Genomic DNA, 19,486 nt, shown 5'->3' on the forward strand with positions numbered 1-19,486 from the left:
CAGCGCGCCGCAGAAGGTGACGCCGGCGCCGCAGCCGCTCAATCCGGGCGGCAAGCCCAAGCAGATCGAGTTCGCGCCGCGGCCCGCACCTGCGCCTGCGCCCGCCGCCGAGGCTGCGCCGACGCCTGCCGAGCCGGCGGCTGCGACGCCGGCCGAGCCAGCAGCCGCGACGCCGGCCGCGGAGACCGCGCCGGCCGCCGAGGCTGCGCCCGCGCCCGTCGAGGCCAAGGCTGTGGAGCTTCCGGCCCAGGCGCCAGCCGCCGCCCCGGCCGAGGCGTCCGCTCCGGCCGCTGCGACGCCGGCGGCCGAGGCTCCTGCCGCTCAGGCTCCCGCTGCCGCTGCGCCGCAGGAGGCTCCCCGAGCCGCCGCTCCGACGCCAGCCGCCACGCCCCAGCCGCGCCCCGCCGCTTCGCCCTCCGCACCGAGCCAGGCGCGTCCCGGCCAGTCGCAGGCGCCCGCCGGGCGCGGCGGCCGTGACGGCTATGGTGGCAACCGCGATGGCGGCAACCGCGACGGCGGACGTGGCCCGCGCAGCGACAACCGCCCGGACAACCGCGGCGGTGCCAACAACCGCCCCGGCAGTGGCGGGCGCGACGATCGCCGTCCGCAGGCGGCCGCCGCTCCCGGCCAGCGCCAGCCGCGCGGCGCGGTGCTGTCCGATCTCTCCTCGCGGGAGATGGACGCCCGCCGCCGGGCGCTCGAGCTCGCCAAGCAGCGCGAGGTCGAGGCGCGTCGCCTGTTCCAGGAGGACGAGGCGCGCCGCATCGCCGAGGACGAGCGTCGCCGGGCCGAGCGCGAGGAATCCGAGCGCCGCCAGGCCGAGGAGCAGGCGCGTCTCGAGGCCGAGGCCGAGGCCAAGCGCAAGGCCGAGGCCGACGCCGCCACCCGCCGCGGCAACAAGCCGGCGCCGGTCGCCAAGGAAGCGGCACCGCTGTCGCCGGCCGACGCGGAGGCGGCTGCCCAGCGCGCCGAGAAGGGCGAGGGACGCCGCCGCAGCATCGCCGACGACGAGGAGACCGCGCGCCGCGGCGCCAGCGCCCCGCGTCGCAGCCCCCGTGGCGGAGCGCCCGCCGAGGCGGCGAAGCCGGCTCGTCCGGCTCGCGACGAAGGCCGCCGCAGCGGCAAGCTGACCCTCGACAAGGCGCTGACCGCCGAAGAGGGCGGCCGTGGCCGCTCGCTGTCGTCGATCCGCCGCCGTCAGGAGAAATTCAAACGCTCGCAGCAGAACCAGCCGCGAGAGAAGATCATACGCGAAGTGATACTGCCAGAGACGATCACGATCCAGGAACTCGCCAACCGCATGTCGGAGCGTTCCGTCGACGTCATCAAGTTCCTCATGAAAGAGGGACAGATGATGAAGCCGGGCGACATCATCGAGGCCGATCTCGCCGAGATCATCGCGTCGGAATTCGGCCACACGGTCAACCGCGTCGCCGAATCCGACGTCGAGACCGGCATCTTCGGTGTCGAGGACAATCCCGAGAAGCTGGTGTCGCGGCCGCCCGTGGTCACCATCATGGGCCATGTCGACCACGGCAAGACCTCGCTGCTCGACGCCATCCGCCACACCAAGGTGGTGTCCGGCGAGGCCGGCGGGATCACCCAGCATATCGGCGCCTACCAGGTCGAGCAGAACGGTCACAAGATCTCGTTCATCGACACCCCGGGCCACGCCGCCTTCACGGCGATGCGGGCCCGCGGCGCCCAGGCGACGGACATCGCGGTGCTGGTGGTGGCGGCCGACGACAGCGTCATGCCGCAGACCATCGAATCGATCCGTCATGCCAAGGCGGCGGGCGTTCCGATCGTCGTGGCGATCAACAAGATCGACAAGCCGGGCGCCGATCCGGCCAAGGTGCGCAGCGGGCTGCTGCAGCACGAGGTGTTCGTCGAATCCATGGGCGGTGAAGTGCTCGACGTCGAGGTTTCGGCGATCAAGGGCACCGGCCTCGACAAGCTGCTCGAGGCGATCCTCCTGCAGGCCGAACTCCTCGACCTGAAGGCCGATCCGACGCGTACCGCCGAGGGCGTGGTCATCGAGGCGCAGCTCGACAAGGGCCGCGGCCCGGTCGCGACCGTCCTCGTCCAGACCGGAACGCTCAAGGTCGGCGACATCGTCGTCACCGGCGACGAATGGGGCCGGGTGCGCGCGCTGATCAACGACAAGGGCGAGCAGCTCAAGGAAGCCCCGCCGTCCTTGCCGGTCGAGATCCTCGGCATGCAGGGCACGCCCCATGCCGGCGATCGCTTCGCGGTGGTCGAGAACGAGTCCAAGGCCCGCGAGATCTCCGAGTACCGCCAGCGTCTCGCCCGCGAGAAGCAGGTGGCCAAGTCCGCCGGCCAGCGCGGCTCGCTCGAGCAGATGATGTCGCAGCTGCAGGATACCGGCCTCAAGGACTTCCCGCTGCTCATCAAGGGCGACGTGCAGGGTTCGATCGAGGCGATCACCGGCTCGCTCGACGCCATCTCCACCGACGAGGTGCGCGCTCTCATCGTCCATTCGGGCGCCGGCGCGATCACCGAGTCCGACATCTCGCTGGCCGCCGCATCGAACGCGGCGATCATCGGCTTCAACGTCCGTGCCAACAAGCAGGCGCGCGAGGCGGCCGAGCGCGAGGGCATCGAGATCCGCTACTACAACATCATCTACGACCTGGTGGATGACGTGAAGGACGCGATGTCGGGCCTGTTGTCGCCGGAGCGGCGCGAGACCTTCCTCGGCAATGCCGAGATCCGGGAGGTCTTCAACATCACCAAGGTCGGCAAGGTCGCCGGCTGTCTCGTCACCGAGGGCGAGGTCGAGCGCGGTGCGGGCGTCCGCCTCATCCGCGACAACGTCGTCATCCACGAGGGCACGCTCAAGACGCTCAAGCGCTTCAAGGACGAAGTGCAGAAGGTCATCAGCGGCCAGGAATGCGGCATGGCGTTCGAGCGCTACGAGGACATCCGCCAGGGCGACATCATCGAGTGCTTCCGCGTCGAGCATGTGGCGCGGACGCTGTAATCCAGCCAGAGACCGTCATCTATCGGGCAGGGCGGGGGATATCCCCCGCCCTGCCTTTCGTTCGGCCATTGCCTTGGAAATTCGATCATGACCCACCAGCCCATCAACGATGCGGCGCTCGACCGCCTGTTCCGCGACGCCCGCAGCGAGAACGCCTGGACCGGGGAAGCCGTCCCCGAAGCGCTGATCCGCGCCACCTACGATCTGGCCCGCATGGGACCGACCAGCGGCAATTCCTCTCCCGCCCGCTTCGTCTTCTTTCCCAAGGGCGAGGCGCGCGAGAAGCTGTTGCCGCTGATCTCCGAGGGCAACCGCGAGAAGACGGCGGCGGCACCCTGGGTTGTCGTCATCGCCTACGACCTTGCCTTCGCCGACAAGATGCCCGAACTCTTCCCGCAGCGGCCCGACATGTTTTCGGGCCTGCGCGACAGGCCCGAGGCGGCCGAGATCCACGCCTTCAGGAACGGCACGCTGCAGGGCGCCTATCTGATGCTGGCGGCGCGGGCCCTCGGCCTCGACATCGGCCCGATGTCCGGCATCGACGCCAGGGGCATCGACGAGGCGTTCTTTCTGAACGACCCGCAGCGCCAGACCTGGCGCACCAACTGGGCCTGCAACATCGGCCACGGCGCCGGCGCCACCTTCGACCGGCTGCCGCGGCTGGGTTTCGACAGCGCCTGCGTCATTCTGTAGAATTTTCAACGAGCCCCGCCGCCAGTCTCGGCGCCGCGGGGCGCCGACACCGCAAAGGGGTTCCAATGGCCCGCGCAACCACATCCGCGCCGTCCCAGCGCATGCTCTCCGTTGGCGAGAAGGTGCGCCACGCTTTGACCGAGGTTTTCCAGCGCGGCGAGATCATGGATCCGCTGCTCGAAAAGGCGCTCGTCTCGGTTTCGGAGGTCAGGATGTCGCCGGATCTGAAGATCGGGACGGCCTTCGTCACCATTCTCGGCCAGGAAGACACCGCTCCCTTCGTCGCGGCGCTGAACAAGAATGCCAAATTCATCAGGGGCCGCATGGCGCCGGCGCTCAAGCAGATGAAATACATGCCGGAGGTGCGGTTCAGGACCGACACCTCCTTCGACAATTTCGCCCGCATCGACGCGATCCTGAAGTCGCCCGAGGTCCAGCGCGACCTCGATGGCGACGACGCGGGCGAGGCGGACGAGGACGCGGCGCGGGCCGGCAAGACCAACGGAGACAGGAACTGATGGCGCGGCGCGGCAAGAAGCCCAAGGGACGGCCGATCAACGGCTGGGTCGTCCTCGACAAGCCGAAGGGGATGGGCTCGACCGATGCGGTGGGCAAGCTGAAATGGCTGTATTTCGCCCAGAAGGCCGGCCATGCCGGCACGCTCGACCCGCTCGCCTCGGGCATGCTGCCGATCGCGTTCGGCGACGCCACCAAGACCGTTCCCTTCGTCATGGACGGACGCAAGGTCTATCGCTTTTCCGTGCGCTGGGGCGCCGAGACGACCACCGACGACACCGAGGGGCCGGTGACGAAGTCGTCCGGGGACCGGCCGGACCGCGAGGCGATCGAGGCGCTCCTGCCGAACTACATCGGCGAGATCACCCAGGTGCCGCCGGACTTCTCGGCGGTGAAGATCGCCGGCGAGCGCGCCTATGATCTGGCCCGCGAGGGCGAGGTCGTCGAGATCGCGCCCCGCACGGTCGAGGTGCTGCGCCTCGAGATCGTCGACCAGCCCGACGCCGACACCACGGTGTTCGAGGCCGAATGCGGCAAGGGCACCTATGTGCGCGCCATCGCCCGCGACCTCGGCCGCGACCTCGGCTGTTTCGGCCATGTGGTCGACCTGCGCCGCACCTCGGTCGGGGCGTTCGGCGAGGACGACATGGTGCCGCTCGACGAGCTTCTGGAAGCCGCCGACGAGGGGCGCGAGACGCTGGACGCGGAGGCGATCGAATCCGGCGCCACCGCCCGGGTCGTCGACTTCAAGCCGCTCGACGAATATGTCATCGCGCCGGAAGCGGCGCTCGCCGATCTCTACGAGGTGATGCTCACCGACGAGCAGGCGAGCCGGGTCCTCTCGGGCAATCCGGTGATCCTGCGCGGCCGCGACGCCCCGGTCTTCTGCGAGGAGGCCTTCGCCACGGGCCACGGCCGGCTGATCGCGCTCGGCGCCATCGAGGAGGGCGCCTTCAAGCCGAAACGGGTCTTCGGCGGCAAGGGCTGACGGAGCAATTGCCTCGAGATCGGGAACGTCCCGGCGATCTGATCCCTTTCCTCACGGGCGTTGCGATGCCCACACGATGGACAGGCAGAAGCAAGGACGGGAATGATCAATCTGACCGGGCGCAGGAAGAGCAGACACAAGCGCGAGAAGGCCAAGCGCTCGGCGATCGGCGCGCCGCCCGGCCAGCTCGTCGCCGATCCGCAAGCCACCCGCTCGCGCCTGACCGCGACGGGCCTCGGCGGCGGCGAGACGAAGCGGCTCGAGGGCTGCACGCTGGAGGAGGCGCTGGCCTTGCGCGGCTCCTGCCACAAGGTCTGGCTCGACTGTACCGGACTTGCCGACGTCGACCTGATCGGCCGCATCGGCGCGGCCTTCGGCCTCCACCCCCTGACCCTCGAGGACGTGGTCAACACCGACCAGCGGCCGAAATGCGAGGCCTACGGGGCCTATGCCTTCATCGTCATCCGCATGCTCTCCGGCGAGGACAGCGAGCAGTTGTCCCTGTTCTTCGGGGAGGGGTTCGTGATCACCTTCCAGGAGCGGGCGGGCGATGCCTTCGATCCGGTGCGCGACCGCATCGCCCGGGGCGCCCCGCGACTCCACGACGGCGGGGCGGACTATCTCGCCTATGCGCTGATCGACGCGGTGGTCGACGCCTATTTCCCGGTGGTGGATCACCATGGCACGCGCCTCGACGCGATCGAGGACGCGATCTTCGACGACGTCGACGCCGTGCAGGTGCAGGAGCTCCACGCCATGCGCCGCGAGCTCTTCACCATGCGCCGCTATCTGCGGCCGACGCGGGACGCCCTCGGCGTCGTCCTGCGGATGGAGCGGCCGTTCCTGTCGGAGGAGACGAGGATCTACTTCGCCGACGTTCAGGATCATTGCGACCAGCTGGTCGACCTCAACGACACCTATCGCGAGACGGCGGCCGGGATGATCGATCTCCACATGACGCTGTCGGCGGCCAGGACCAACGCGGTGATCAACCTCCTCACCATCATCTCGGCCATCTTCATCCCCCTGACCTTTCTCGCCGGCATCTGGGGCATGAACTTCAACCCGGACGTCTCCTGGTGGAACATGCCGCTGACCCAGCACCCCTACGGATATCCGGTGGCGCTCGCCGCGATGGGGATCATCGGCATCGCCCTGTTCCTGCTGTTCAAGAAGAAACGGTGGATCTGACCCGATGCCGAACCCGCAAGCGCAAGCCGTCCTCGCCGATCTCGCCCGCAAGAAGGCGGTCCAGACGGAGCCAGAGGACGCCGAGCAGGAGCTCGCCCAGGCGCGGGCGATGACCGGATCCCTCAAGGACTATTCCGGCGAGGCCCCGACGGGGGTCGCCAGCGAGGACATCGTGGTGGAGCGGCTTGCAGGAAGTCAGGACGAGACGAGAGGCGGCAGTAGCGGCAAGACGGCCGCCGGGCCGATCCCGGTCCGCCTCTACCGGCCGGCAGCGCCGCATCAGGGCCTGCTCGTCTGGTATCACGGCGGCGGCGCGATGGCCGGCTCCCTCGACGGCCACGACGTCGCGCTGCGGCAGCTGTCGGCGACGACCGGGCGACTTCTCGCCTCGGTGGATTACCGCCTCGCCCCCGAGCACGTCTCGCCAGCCCCGCAGGAGGACTGCATCGCCGCGACGCGGGCGCTGATCGGACGGGCGCGCGAGCTCGGCTGCGACCCGCGCCGCGTGGCGATCGGCGGCGATTCCATCGGCGGGCTGTTCGCCGCGGTGGTGGCGCTGGCGCTGCGCGATGCCGGCGAGGCGATGCCGGAGAAGCTGGTGATGCTCTATCCGAACACCGATCTGCGGCCCGATCGGCGCTTCGCCTCGCTGGAGAGCGAGGCCGGCAACGTCATGACGGAGGCCTCGCTCGCCTACGAGAATGGCCTGTTCGTGCCGGATCCCGCAGGCCGGGCCGATCCCGTCGTCTCGCCGCTCCTCGCATCCGACCTCTCCGGCCTTCCCGAGACGCTGCTCGTCACCTGCGAGAACGATCCCCTGCGCGACGAGGGCGAGGCCTTCGCACGCCGGCTCGAGGAGGTGGGCGTTGCGACCGTCACCCAGCGCTTCGACGGGATGATCCACGGCTTCCTGCAGATGGACGGCTGGATCGGGGAAGCCGTGGCCCTGCGCCAGACGGTGGCGCGGTTCCTGGCGTAGCGACCGGTCGCCTCATCGCCGGGCCGTCGTGCAGGCCGGACGCCTATCATGTGGGCAACTGCCGCAATTGTGTGCATTGCGGCAGTTTTCGAGGCGATCCACACCCGCTGGTTTCGCCTCCTGACCGGGCAAATCCGCCATCTCCCGGAAAAGTCGCAGGCCTCGGGCCGTTTGGCACGTTCCTTGATTCTCATCCTGTCGTTCCCCCGCGCACCGATGGTCGCGATCGGGCAACGGTTCAACACGGCGTCCCTGGCGGCGCCGCCCAAGGTTCGAGGTGCACATGAAAATCGTGATGGCGATCATCAAGCCATTCAAGCTGGACGAGGTGCGTGAAGCGCTGACCGGCGTCGGGATCCAGGGGCTGACCGTCACCGAGGTCAAGGGCTATGGCCGCCAGAAGGGGCACACGGAAATCTATCGCGGCACCGAATATGCCGTCAGTTTCCTGCCCAAGCTGAAGATCGAGGTCGCGGTGCCGCTGGACATGGTCGACCGGGCGGTCGACGCGATCCAGCAGGCGGCCAAGACCGGCCAGATCGGCGACGGCAAGATCTTCGTCTTCGGCATCGATTCCGCCGTGCGCATCCGCACCGGTGAGACCGACGCCAACGCGCTGTGACGCGGACGAGAAGCGATTCAGATTCCTCAAGGAGAACGATCGACTGATGCGATTGAAGAAAGCCATTTTCTGCGCCGGCCTGATGGCCGGCATGGCCGCGACCGCGGCCTTCGCCCAGGATGCCGCCCCGGCCGCCGCCGAGGCGGCCGGACAGGGATCGGAAGCGGCGGCGGCTGCGGTCTCCGCAGCGCCCAGCCCCGAGGTCGCCTACATCTTCAACACGCTGCTGTTCCTCGTGGGCGGCTTCCTCGTGATGTGGATGGCGGCGGGCTTCGCCATGCTCGAGGCGGGCCTCGTGCGCTCCAAGAACGTCTCGATGCAGTGCCTGAAGAACATCGCGCTCTATTCGATCGCCGGCATCATGTACTGGATCGTCGGCTACAGCCTGATGTATACGGGCGTCGACGGCGGCTATATCGGCACCTTCGCGCCCTATGCCTTCGATCCCGTCGGCGGCAATGCGCTGGACACCGGCTATTCGACGGCCTCCGACTGGTTCTTCCAGATGGTCTTCGTCGCCACCGCCGCCTCGATCGTCTCCGGCACCCTCGCCGAGCGCATCAAGCTCTGGCCGTTCCTCGCCTTCACCGTCGTCCTCACCGGCTTCATCTACCCGATCGCCGGCTCGTGGAAATGGGGCGCCGGCTGGCTGCAGGAGATGGGCTTCCAGGATTTCGCCGGTTCGACCCTCGTCCACTCTGTCGGCGGCTGGGCGGCGCTTGCCGGCGTGCTCCTCCTCGGCGCGCGCACCGGCCGCTTCGCCCCTGACGGACGCGGCGTCGCGATGCCCGGCTCGTCGATCCCGCTGGCGACGCTCGGCACCTTCATCCTCTGGCTCGGCTGGTTCGGCTTCAACGGCGCGTCCCAGCTCGCCATGGGCACGATCAACGACGCGTCCGACGTCTCGCGCATCTTCGCCAACACCAACCTCGCCGCGGCGGGCGGTGTCGTCGCGGCGCTGATCCTGTTGCAGGTGATCTATCGCCGGGTCGACGTGACCATGGTGCTCAACGGCGCGCTTGCCGGCCTCGTCTCGATCACCGCCGAGCCGCTCCAGCCGTCGCCGCTCGCGGCGATCCTGATCGGCGCCGTCGGCGGCGTGATCGTGGTCTTCACGGTGCCGCTCCTCGACAAGCTGAAGATCGACGACGTCGTCGGCGCGATCCCGGTGCATCTCTTCGCCGGCATCTGGGGCACCCTCGCCGTGCCGCTCACCAATGCGGATGCGAGCTTCGGCGTGCAGCTGATCGGCATCGCCGCCTATGGCGTCTTCGCCTTCGTCGCCAGCCTCGTCGTCTGGGGTCTTCTCAAGGTCACGATGGGCATCCGCGTCTCGGCGGAGGAAGAGGCGCTCGGCCTCGACCGCACCGAGATCGGCGTGGAGGCCTATCCGGAGTTCGCGGTCGGTCGGGTCTGATCGCAGCCAATCCATCGCGGGGGCTCCGGCGAGCCCCCGTTCGAAACACGCGGCCTCGCCCCTCGGGCGGGGCCGCTGTCGTTTGGTGGCAGGGCCGGGTGGCTGGCGGGACAGCGCGCGCATCCCGGCCCTTCTTCCGCCGCGGCGGCTCGGGCTCGCAGCCGCCTCCTGCGCGGCGGCTGGCGCCGACCTTCCCCTGAGAAAACCAGGGAAAGACTGGGATCGGGGAAAGATTTACGAATTCTCTCACCCGGATAGGTTTCGTTAACCATACATTGAGGTTTTGCGGACGATAACAGCGTGAACAGCCGGAACGCCGGCCCGGTTTACGGGAGTTGTCGGATGAGCCTTGCAAGGATCGCGGTGATTGGCGTGGCGACGATGGCCGCCATCGGCGCCGGACTGCTGGCCCTCAGTTTGTCGCAGTCGAAGCCGCAGGAGCCGGTGATCATTTCCGCCGCTCCGGCCCAGCCACCCATCCGCCTCGTCGACGTGCTCGTCACCAAGAGCGAAGTGCCGATGGGCTCCACGATCGCCGGCACCCTCGGCTGGCAGAAGTGGCCGGAAGACGGCATCGGCCCCGACCTCGTCCTGAAGTCGTCCAAACCCAATGCGGTCGAGGAATTCAACGGCGCGATCGCGCGGCAGTCCTTCTTCGCCGGCGAGCCGGTGCGCGAATCCAAGCTGATCCGTCCCGACCACGGTTTCCTTTCCGCCATCCTCGACGAGGGCAAGCGGGCGGTGGCGATCCGCATCTCGGCGGAGACGGCGGCCGGCGGCTTCATCCTGCCGAACGACCATGTCGACGTGATCATGACCCGCCGCGCCGAAACCACCGACGGCCGGCCGCCGCGGCTCTCCACCGAAACCGTGCTGCGCAACCTGCGCGTCCTCGCCATCGACCAGTCGGTGCAGGAGCAGAACGGCCAGCAGGTCGTCGTCGGCCAGACCGCGACGCTCGAGGTCGACCCGTCCCAGGCCGAGGCCCTGACGGCGGCCCAGCAGATCGCCGACCGGCTGGTGCTGTCGCTGCGCTCGCTCGCCGACTCGGTCCCCGGCTCGCCCGGCTACGCCCGCTTCCTGCTCGAGCAGGAAAAGGCCCAGAACAACAAGATCCGCGTCGTGCGCTACGGCCGCATCGACGAAGTCACCACGGCGCAGTGAGGGTGGAACAGATGGCGACCCGTTTTAGCTTGCATGCCCTCAAGATCGCGCTGCGCAACGCCGTCGTCGGCCTCGCCGCGACCGCGACGGGCCTCGGCCCGGTCTTCCAGATCGCGCCGGCGGCGGCCGACCAGGCGGTCGTCAACGTCAGCCAGGCCCGCCAGACGATCAAGCTCGGCCTCAACAAGTCGAAGGTGATCGTCCTTTCGGCCGACGCCCACGACATCCTCGTCGCCAATCCGGCGGTGGCCGACGCGGTGACCCGGGATGCCCGGCGCATCTACGTCTTCGGCAAGCAGATCGGCCAGACCAACGTCGTCGTCTTCGACGCTCGCGGCCGGCAGATCGCCGCCATCGACATCGAGATCGAGCGTGACATCACCGGTCTGGAGGCCTCGATCCGCAAATACGTGCCGGATTCGAAGGTCACCGTCGAGATGATCAACGACAACGTCGTCCTGACCGGCCAGGTCCTGACGCCGCAGGATGCCGCCAGGGTCGAGCGGCTGGCCAATCTGTTCGTCACCGGCGGCGAGGGCACCACCGGCCAGTACATCCAGTCGGCCGCCGCCACCGGCAGCGGCGCGGGCAGCGGCGCCGACGTCGCCTTCGCCCAGGAGAACCGGCGCTCCAGCCAGATCGTCAACCTCCTGCAGATCGCCGGCGACGACCAGGTGACGCTGAAGGTGACCGTCGCCGAGGTGCAGCGCTCGATCGTCAAGCAGCTCGGCCTCAACGGCTCCCTGTCCTCGGCGATCGACGGCATGACCTTCGGCGTCGTCAGCGACAACCCCTTCGGCCTCGGCAAGGCGCTCTCGGGCAGCGGCGGGCTGGCCCAGGGCACCATCGGCACGACCTCGATCGATGCGGAGCTCTCCGCCCTCGAACAGGCGGGCGTCATGCGCACGCTGGCCGAGCCGAGCCTGACCGCGATCTCCGGCGAGAAGGCGAGCTTCAAGGTCGGCGGCAGCTTCAGCGTCAGCAACGGCAAGACCGAGAAGGCCGAGACCCGCACGCCCATCCTCAACTCGGCCGGCAACATCGTCGGCTACGACATCGAGCCGGCGAGCGTCGTCTACGAGAGCAAGGAAATCGACTACGGCATCGGCCTCGACTTCACGCCGGTCGTGCTCTCGGCGGGCCGGATCAACCTGAAGATCCGCACGAGCGTCTCCGAGCCGACCTTCGAGAGCCCCTTCAACATTCCGCGCGGCGTCGCGCCGGCCGTCAACAACATCGGCCTCAGGAAGCGGCTGGCCGACACCACCGTCGAGATGCCGTCCGGCGGCTCGCTGGTCATCGCCGGCCTCGTGCGCGACGAGGTGCGCCAGGTCGTCTCCGGCATTCCCGGCCTCGGCAAGATCCCGGTGATCGGCTCCCTGTTCCGCAGCCGCGACTTCCAGCGCTACGAGACCGAACTGGTGGTCATCGTCACGCCCTATCTCGTGCGCCCCGTCGCCCGCCAGGCGCTGGCGCGGCCCGACGACGGCTTCGCCCTCTCGAGCGACGGCTCGGCCAACTTCCTCGGCCGGCTGAACCGGGTCTACGGGCACATGGAAACCAAGCTTCCGCCGGGCCGCTACTACGGCGTCGTCGGCTTCATCTACAAGTGAGCGCTCGAGGGATCGTACGACCGTGACACAGCATCCTCTCTTTTCGCGTCGATCTTCCGCAAAGGCCGGCACCGCCGGACCGGGGCTGGGCGCCCGCCGCGTCCTCGCGCTTCTCGCCATGTCGCTGCTCGCCGGCTGCGGCAACGTCCAGCACGTCGAGGTCGGAGCCATTCCCGACGACTACCGCACCCGGCATCCGATCGTCGTGTCGCAGGCCGAGACGGCGATCGACATCCCGGTCTCCTCCTCGGAAGCCCGGCTGACGCTGTCCAGCCGCAGCCGCGTCGAGGAGTTCGCCAGCCGCTTCAATGCCGACCGGATCGACACGATCCGCGTCCTGGTGCCCTACGGATCGGCCAACGAACGGGCCGCCGACGCGGTCTCGCGGGATGTCGTCAAGACGCTGCAGAAGCAGCGCGTCGATCGCAAGCGGATCCTGATCATGCCCTATTCGGCGGTCGGCGACACCGGGCCGACGCCGATCCGGCTGGCCTATTCCACCCTCGTCGCCGAGACCGGGCCCTGCGGCCGCTGGCCCGAGGATCTCGGGGAAACCCAAGAGAACAAGAACTACTACAATTTCGGCTGCGCCAGTCAGCAGAACATCGCGGCGCAGATCGCCGACCCGCGCGATCTGCTCGCGCCGCGCGGCATGGATCCGTCCGATGCCCAGCGCCGCACGAACGTGATCGACAAATATCGCAACGGCAAGGTCACGAGCGCCGATCCGATGGACGCCGAGTCCGACTACGAGTGGTGATGGGGAACATGTCGATGGAACAGACGCTCGCCACCGGATCCGGGGCGTTCACGCCGCAGGATCGCCAGCAGATCGACAAGGTTCGCCCGATCCCGCGGATCTCGATCCAGGCCTTCTGCGAGACCGAGGGCGTCGCCGTCCCGATCGAGAAGGCCGGCAGCGACCGGCGCATGGCGAAGGCCCACCTGAAGGTGCAGATGGGCGGCATCAAGGCCGCCACCGAGCACTTCCAGACGGCGCCGACACCCAATCTCGTCATCCTGGAATCGCGCCTCACGCCCCTCGAGCTGGTCTCCGAGCTCGACGTCCTCGCCGACTTCTGCGATCCCGGCTCGAAGGTCGTGATCATCGGCCATCACAACGACGTGGCGCTCTACCGCGACCTGATCCACCGGGGCATTTCCGAATATCTGGTGGCGCCGATCTCGCTCGGCGACGTGATGACGGTGATCGGCGAATTGTTCCTCGCCGAAGGCGCCGAGCCGCTCGGCCGCACCATCGCCTTCGTCGGCGCCAAGGGCGGCGTCGGCTCCTCGACGCTCGCCCACAACGTCGCCTGGTCGATCTCCAAGCTGTTCTCCACCGACGTGGTGCTCGCCGATCTCGATCTCGCCTTCGGCACCGCCAACATCAATTTCGACCAGGATCCGGCCCAGGGGATCGCCGAGGCGCTGCAGTCCGCCGACCGCATCGACGACGTCTATCTCGACCGCCTGCTCGCCCAGTGCGCCGAGCACCTGTCGCTGCTCGCCGCGCCCTCGATGCTCGACCGCACCTATGATTTCGAGGGCGACGCCTTCAACGCGCTGATCGAGACCGCCCAGCGCGGCGCCCCGGCGGTGCTGCTCGACGTGCCGCATGTCTGGAACGAGTGGACGCGCACCGTCTTGGCCCGCGCCGACCAGGTGGTGATCACCGCCGCGCCGGACCTTGCCAACCTGCGCAACGCCAAGAACCTCGTCGACACCCTCGCCAAGGTCCGGCCGAACGACGCGCCCCCCTATCTGATCCTCAACCAGCTCGCCATGCCGAAGCGGCCGGAGATCTCGGCCTCCGAGTTCACCGAGCCGCTCGGCCTGCATCCGCTGGGCGAGATCGCCTTCGATCCGGGCACCTTCGGCAATGCCGCCAACAGTGGCCGGATGATCGGGGAGACCGACGTCAAGCACCCCTCGATCGCGGTCTTCCACCACATCGCCCATGTCCTGACGGGCCGGGGCGAGGCGAGAAAGCCGAAGAAGCCGGGCCTCTTCGGCCGGCTCCGGCTGAAATCGTAAGCATCGGGAATCGGGAACCAGACCATGTTCGGCAAGCGCGGAAACGAGAAGGCGTCCTCGGGCAACGTCGCGACCATGCCGCGGCCGGTCGAGCCGCAACAGCCGGCTCCCGCGCCGAGGCCGGTCGCCGCGCCGGCGCCGCAACGGACGAGCCAGCCGGCTCCGGCCGCCGTGCCGCGGGCGGCGCCCGAGCGCACGCCCGAATATTACGACCGCAAGAGCCAGGTCTTCGCCGCGCTGATCGACACGATCGACCTGTCGCAGCTCGCCGGCATGGAGCAGGACGCCGCCCGCGAGGAAATCCGCGACATCGTCAACGACATCATCGCGATCAAGAACTTCGCGATGTCGATCGCCGAGCAGGAGGAACTGCTCTCCGACATCTGCAACGATGTGCTCGGCTACGGCCCGCTGGAGCCGCTGCTGGCCCGCGACGACATCGCCGACATCATGGTCAACGGCGCCCGCGACACCTTCATCGAAGTCGCCGGCAAGGTGCAGAAGACGACGGTGCGCTTCCGCGACAACCAGCAGCTCCTCAACATCTGCCAGCGCATCGTCAGCCAGGTCGGCCGAAGGGTCGACGAGACCTCGCCGATCTGCGACGCGCGCCTGCCGGACGGCTCGCGCGTCAACGTCATCGCGCCGCCGCTGGCCATCGACGGCACGGCGCTGACGATCCGAAAGTTCAAGAAGGACAAGCTGACCCTCGACCAGCTCGTGCAGTTCGGGGCGATATCGCCGGCCGGCGCCGACATCCTGCAGATCATCGGCCGGGTGCGCTGCAACGTCGTCATCTCGGGCGGCACCGGCTCGGGCAAGACGACGCTGCTCAACTGCCTGACCCGCTACATCGACGAGGACGAGCGCATCATCACCTGCGAGGACTCGGCCGAGCTGCAATTGCAGCAGCCCCACGTGGTGCGGCTCGAGACCCGGCCGCCCAACATCGAGGGCGAGGGCGAGATCACCATGCGCGACCTCGTCAAGAACTGCCTGCGCATGCGCCCCGAGCGGATCATCGTCGGCGAGGTGCGCGGACCGGAGGTGTTCGATCTCCTCCAGGCGATGAACACCGGCCATGACGGCTCGATGGGCACGATCCACTCCAATTCGCCGCGCGAGTGCCTCAACCGCATGGAATCGATGATCGCCATGGGCGGCTATTCGCTGCCGTCGCGCACGGTGAAGGAGATCATCACCGGCTCGGTCGACGTCATCGTCCAGGCGGCGCGCCTGCGCGACGGCTCGCGCCGCATCACCCACATCACCGAGGTCCTCGGGATGGAGGGCGACGTCATCACCACCCAGGATCTCTTCGTCTACGAGATGGTCGGCGAGGACGCGAACGGGCGCATCATCGGCAAGCACCGCTCGACCGGCATCGGCCGTCCCGCTTTCTGGGATAGGGCCCGCTACTACAACGAGGAGAACCGGCTCGCCCGGGCGCTCGACGACAGTTCCGTCGACAAGCTGGAAACGGGACGCTGAGCCATGGACATCGGCGCAGTCCTCCTCTTCGTCGTGCTCTCCACCATCGCCGCCGGCGGCCTCGCCTTCGCGGTGCTGCAGCCGCGGATCGACAACGAGAAGAAGACCCAGCAGCGGCGCAGCCTCGTCAGCCGCAACGAGACCGACCGCCTGGCCCACAAGGCCACGCGCGACCGGCTGCAGGAGCAGGTCAAGCGGCGCAAGACCATCCAGAATTCGCTGAAGGACCTCGAAGCCCGCCAGAAGGAACGCGACAAGCATGTCGCGAAGGTCTCCCTCGACCGGCGGATGGAACAGGCCGGCTGGACGATGAGCGTGCGCCTGTTCTGGCTGATCGGCGCCGGCCTCGGGCTGTTTGCGGCCCTGATCAGCCTGGTCTTCGGCGCCCCGCTCGTCATCGCCCTCGGCATCGGCCTGATCGCCGGTCTCGGGCTGCCGCGGTTCTTCCTCGCCCGCGCCCGCAAGAAGCGCTTCGCCGCCTTCACCCAGGAATTTCCCACCGCGATCGACCTGATCGTGCGCGGCGTCAAATCCGGCCTGCCGCTGAACGACACCCTGAAGATGATCGCCAGCGAGACCTCCGAGCCGGTGCGTTCGGAGTTCCGCCGCATCGTCGAGAGCCAGCAGCTCGGCATGTCGATCACCGACGCCGTCGAACGGCTCTACCGCAACATCCCGACGGCGGAATCCAACTTCTTCGCCATCGTCATCGGCATCCAGGCCCAGGCCGGCGGCAATCTGTCCGAGGCGCTCGGCAACCTTTCCAAGGTGCTGCGCGAACGCAAGAAGATGCGCGACAAGATCCAGGCCGTCTCGATGGAGGCCAAGGCCTCGGCCGGCATCATCGGCGCCCTGCCGGTGGTGGTGTTCGCGCTGGTGACGCTGACCAACCCCGACTACATCAGCCTGCTCTACACCAACATCTACGGCCAGATCCTGATGGGCATCAGCGCCTTCTGGATGCTGATCGGCGTCGTCGTGATGAAGAACATGATCAACTTCGACTTCTGATCGGTCGGGTCCGCCGGCCCGCCCACCCGCCGCGATGATGCAAAGACGAACGGATGGCACGCGACCGGCGCGCTGCCATTCCGCTCCAGCGCTCCAGAAGGTTCCGCGCGCCATGGAAGACATGTTGCAAGCCATCGGCCTGTCGAGCCAGATCGTCCTCAGCGCGATCGTGGCGATCGGGGTGTTCACCTCGCTCCTCGCCGTCGCGCTGCCGGCGATGGGCGGCGACAAGCTGAAGGGCCGCATGAAGGCCGTGGCGCTGGAGCGCGATCAGATCCGCGCCCGCGAGAGGGCGCGGCTCGCCTCCGAGAAGGAGCGCAGCCGGGGCCTGCGCCAGGAGGACAATCGCGGCATCGCCGGCCTCGTCGTCGAGCAGCTGAACCTGCGCAAGGCGCTGGTCGACGACAAGACGCTCGCCACCCTCAGGGCGGCCGGCTATCGTGGCCAGCGACCGCTGACGATGTTCCTGTTCGCCCGGGTGACGATCCCGCTGGTCTTCTTCGCCATCGCCGCCTTCTACATCTTCGGCCTCGGCTTCCTCGCCGCCTGGCCGATCTCCGCCCGTATCCTGGTTTTTCTCGTCGCCGGCTGGGTCGGCTTCTACATTCCGGTGATCCTGGTCAAGAACACCGCCTCCAAGCGCAAGCAGTCGATCATGCGGGCCTGGCCGGACGCGCTCGATCTCCTGTTGATCTGCGTCGAATCCGGCAATTCCATCGAGGCGGCGTTCCGCCGGGTGGCCGAGGAGATCGGCATCCAGTCGATCCCGCTCGCCGAGGAGCTGATCCTGCTCACCGCCGAACTGTCCTTCCTGCCGGACCGCAAGCTCGCCTATGAGAACCTCGTGACGCGCACCGGCCTCGACGGCGTGAAGGCGGTCTGCACCGCGCTGATCCAGGCCGAGCGCTACGGCACGCCGCTCGGCCAGGCGCTGCGCGTCATGGCCCAGGAGAACCGCGACATCCGCATGAACGCGGCCGAGAAGAAGGCCGCCGCCCTGCCGCCGAAGCTGACGGTGCCGATGATCGTGTTCTTCCTGCCGGTGCTGTTCGCCGTCATCCTGGGGCCGGCGGTCATCCGCGTCATCGGTCTCGACTGAACCGCCTGCGGGGCGGGGGCGGGCGCTATTCGGCGAGGTCGACGGCCGAAAAGTCGTGGAAGCCGAGCGGGTTCATGACGAAGTTCATGACGGTCGCCCGCGCCGCCACCAGAAAGCGGGGGCTGGCGATCGGCACCCAGGGCGCTTGTTCATGGAAGATCGCCTGGGCGTCGGCGTAGATCCTCGCCCGCGCCGTCCGGTCGGTGACCTGCCGCGCCCGTTCGATCAGCGTGTCGTAGCCGGCGTCGCACCAGCGCGCGACGTTGTGGCCGCCCCTGGCCGCGCCGGCACAGGAAAGCAGCGTCGCCATGAAGTTGTCCGGATCGCCATTGTCGCCGATCCAGCCGGCGAGGGCGAGGGTCGTCTCGCCGTTCATCAGCTTGCGCCAGTAGGTCTCCCAGGGAGCGGAATTGCGGACGACCTTGATCCCGAGCGGTTCGAGATCCGAGGCGATCATGCGGGCCATCCGCCGCGCATCGGGATTGTAGGACCGGTCGTCCGGCGGATACCAGAGATCGACCTTCAGGCCGTCGGTGACGCCGGCCTCGATCAGCAGCCGGCGGGCTTCCTCGGGAGCGTAGGGATAGGCTTGCGCTGCGCCGGCACTCGCCCAGGACGCCGACGGCAGCGGCGTGTCGGCCCGCGTGCCCATGCCGGGATAGATCGCCGAAAGGATCGCCTCGCGGTCGATCGCCATGTTGAGGGCGCGGCGCACGCGCACGTCGTCGAACGGCTTGCGGGTCGTGTTGATGGCGAGATAGCCGATGCTGAGACCGGAAATCGCAAAGAGCCTCAGCGAAGGGTCGGCGGCGATCTCGGCGATCTCGCCTGGATTGGGCGTCGCCGAGACCTGGCATTCGCCCGCCTTCAGCTTCTGCAACCGCGCCGAGGCCGTGGGCGTGATCGAGAACACCAGCGTGTCGAGTTTCGGCCGGCCGCGCCAATGGTCTTCGAAGGCCTGGTAGCGGATCGCGACGCCTTGCCTGAAGTCGAGGAAGCGGAACGGGCCGGTGCCGATCGGCCGTTCGTCGAAACGCTCCGGCGTGCCCTGCTGCACCATCCGGTGGCGGTACTCGGCCGAGAGGATCGAATTCACCGGCATCGCGAGCTGGGCAAGCAGCGCCGCGTCCGACCGCTTCAGGCGGAACCGCACCGTGTGGTCGTCCAGCGGCGTCACCGATTCGAGGAGGCCGGCAAGGCCGGGATCGCGAAACTCCTCGTAGTCCGCGCCGCGCTCGCCGCCCGCCGATCCGCCGAAGCTGAAGATCACGTCGGCGGCGTCCATCGCCCTTGTCGGCGTGAACGCCTCGCTCGCCTGGAAGGCGACGTCTTCGCGCAGGTGGAAGGTGTAGTCCCGCCCGTCCGGCGAGATCGACCAGTGCGTCGCCAGCGACGGGACGATGTCGGTCGTTCCCGGCGCGAAGGCGACGAGCGTGTCGAAGACCGGCCGGATCGCATCCATGGCGACGCTGGAGGCGGCCAGCGGCGGCGACAGGGTCTCCGGGCTGTCCTGCGAGCAGAAGACCAGCGTCTTGGCGGCCGTCGCCGCCGTCGCCGGCACGGCTGCGGCGACGGCGAGTGCGAGACCGAGACCGAGACCGCGGATACGGGCAGACGAAAGAACGGGCAAACGGACGGGCAAGGGTCTCCTTTCTGCGACT

The 19,486-nt window shown here is 68.4% G+C and carries 17 protein-coding genes; 16 read left to right on the forward strand and 1 reads right to left on the reverse strand.

From position 1 onward, the window contains the following. Positions 1–232: 232 nt before the first annotated feature. The 16 genes from infB (at position 233) to ATO4_RS23410 (ending at position 17,825) form a co-directional block, all read left to right on the forward strand. Positions 233–3,004 (forward strand): translation initiation factor IF-2, encoded by a 2,772-nt coding sequence (gene infB / locus ATO4_RS23340; protein ID WP_245308907.1) that lies wholly within the window; start codon positions 233–235, stop codon positions 3,002–3,004. A gap of 87 nt (positions 3,005–3,091) precedes the next feature. After that, positions 3,092–3,697 carry a malonic semialdehyde reductase gene (locus ATO4_RS23345; protein WP_083594181.1) on the forward strand — a complete coding sequence of 202 codons (606 nt, stop codon included), beginning with the start codon at positions 3,092–3,094 and terminating at the stop codon, positions 3,695–3,697. Positions 3,698–3,762: 65 nt separating this feature from the next. Further along, on the forward strand, positions 3,763–4,215 hold the full coding sequence (rbfA, locus tag ATO4_RS23350) for a 30S ribosome-binding factor RbfA (protein WP_083594182.1): 453 nt from the start codon (positions 3,763–3,765) through the stop codon (positions 4,213–4,215). Then, the gene (gene truB, locus ATO4_RS23355; protein WP_083594183.1) at positions 4,215–5,201 is read left to right on the forward strand and encodes a tRNA pseudouridine(55) synthase TruB; all 987 of its coding nucleotides are present in this window, start codon (positions 4,215–4,217) and stop codon (positions 5,199–5,201) included. Before rbfA ends, truB begins: the two co-directional genes overlap by 1 nt. Positions 5,202–5,303: 102 nt before the next feature. Beyond that, the gene (gene corA / locus ATO4_RS23360) at positions 5,304–6,392 is read left to right on the forward strand and encodes a magnesium/cobalt transporter CorA (protein ID WP_083594184.1); all 1,089 of its coding nucleotides are present in this window, start codon (positions 5,304–5,306) and stop codon (positions 6,390–6,392) included. Positions 6,393–6,396: 4 nt separating this feature from the next. Continuing rightward, positions 6,397–7,371, forward strand: coding sequence for an alpha/beta hydrolase (locus tag ATO4_RS23365; RefSeq protein WP_083594185.1), 975 nt, complete (start codon positions 6,397–6,399; stop codon positions 7,369–7,371). A gap of 48 nt (positions 7,372–7,419) precedes the next feature. Beyond that, entirely contained in the window at positions 7,420–7,707 is a 288-nt protein-coding gene (locus ATO4_RS27425; RefSeq protein ID WP_139802645.1) for a hypothetical protein, read from the forward strand. Further along, positions 7,655–7,993, forward strand: a complete 339-nt coding sequence (locus ATO4_RS23370) for a P-II family nitrogen regulator (RefSeq protein WP_083594186.1) — start codon at positions 7,655–7,657, stop codon at positions 7,991–7,993. Before ATO4_RS27425 ends, ATO4_RS23370 begins: the two co-directional genes overlap by 53 nt. Before the next feature lie 46 nt (positions 7,994–8,039). Continuing rightward, positions 8,040–9,410, forward strand: a complete 1,371-nt coding sequence (locus ATO4_RS23375) for an ammonium transporter (protein ID WP_083594187.1) — start codon at positions 8,040–8,042, stop codon at positions 9,408–9,410. Between the two features lie 342 nt (positions 9,411–9,752). Continuing rightward, positions 9,753–10,574, forward strand: a complete 822-nt coding sequence (gene cpaB / locus ATO4_RS23380) for a Flp pilus assembly protein CpaB (protein WP_083594188.1) — start codon at positions 9,753–9,755, stop codon at positions 10,572–10,574. A gap of 11 nt (positions 10,575–10,585) precedes the next feature. Continuing rightward, positions 10,586–12,187, forward strand: coding sequence for a type II and III secretion system protein family protein (locus ATO4_RS23385; protein WP_083594216.1), 1,602 nt, complete (start codon positions 10,586–10,588; stop codon positions 12,185–12,187). A 22-nt stretch (positions 12,188–12,209) separates the two neighbouring features. Then, entirely contained in the window at positions 12,210–12,947 is a 738-nt protein-coding gene (locus tag ATO4_RS23390; RefSeq protein ID WP_245308905.1) for a CpaD family pilus assembly lipoprotein, read from the forward strand. Between the two features lie 14 nt (positions 12,948–12,961). After that, on the forward strand, positions 12,962–14,224 hold the full coding sequence (locus ATO4_RS23395) for a CpaE family protein (RefSeq protein ID WP_245308906.1): 1,263 nt from the start codon (positions 12,962–12,964) through the stop codon (positions 14,222–14,224). A gap of 24 nt (positions 14,225–14,248) precedes the next feature. Then, on the forward strand, positions 14,249–15,715 hold the full coding sequence (locus ATO4_RS23400) for a CpaF family protein (RefSeq protein WP_083594190.1): 1,467 nt from the start codon (positions 14,249–14,251) through the stop codon (positions 15,713–15,715). 3 nt (positions 15,716–15,718) lie between these two features. Continuing rightward, complete coding sequence (locus tag ATO4_RS23405) at positions 15,719–16,726, forward strand: type II secretion system F family protein (RefSeq protein ID WP_083594191.1); 1,008 nt, start codon at positions 15,719–15,721, stop codon at positions 16,724–16,726. 112 nt (positions 16,727–16,838) lie between these two features. Next, complete coding sequence (locus tag ATO4_RS23410; RefSeq protein ID WP_083594192.1) at positions 16,839–17,825, forward strand: type II secretion system F family protein; 987 nt, start codon at positions 16,839–16,841, stop codon at positions 17,823–17,825. 25 nt (positions 17,826–17,850) lie between these two features. Here ATO4_RS23410 and ATO4_RS23415 read toward each other — a convergent pair whose 3' ends face one another. Then, the gene (locus ATO4_RS23415; protein WP_176223132.1) at positions 17,851–19,467 is read right to left on the reverse strand and encodes an ABC transporter substrate-binding protein; all 1,617 of its coding nucleotides are present in this window, start codon (positions 19,465–19,467) and stop codon (positions 17,851–17,853) included. Positions 19,468–19,486 lie beyond the last annotated feature (19 nt).

Origin of the sequence: Aurantimonas sp. 22II-16-19i (genome assembly GCF_002088275.1) — a bacterium.
GTDB lineage: Bacteria > Pseudomonadota > Alphaproteobacteria > Rhizobiales > Rhizobiaceae > Jiella.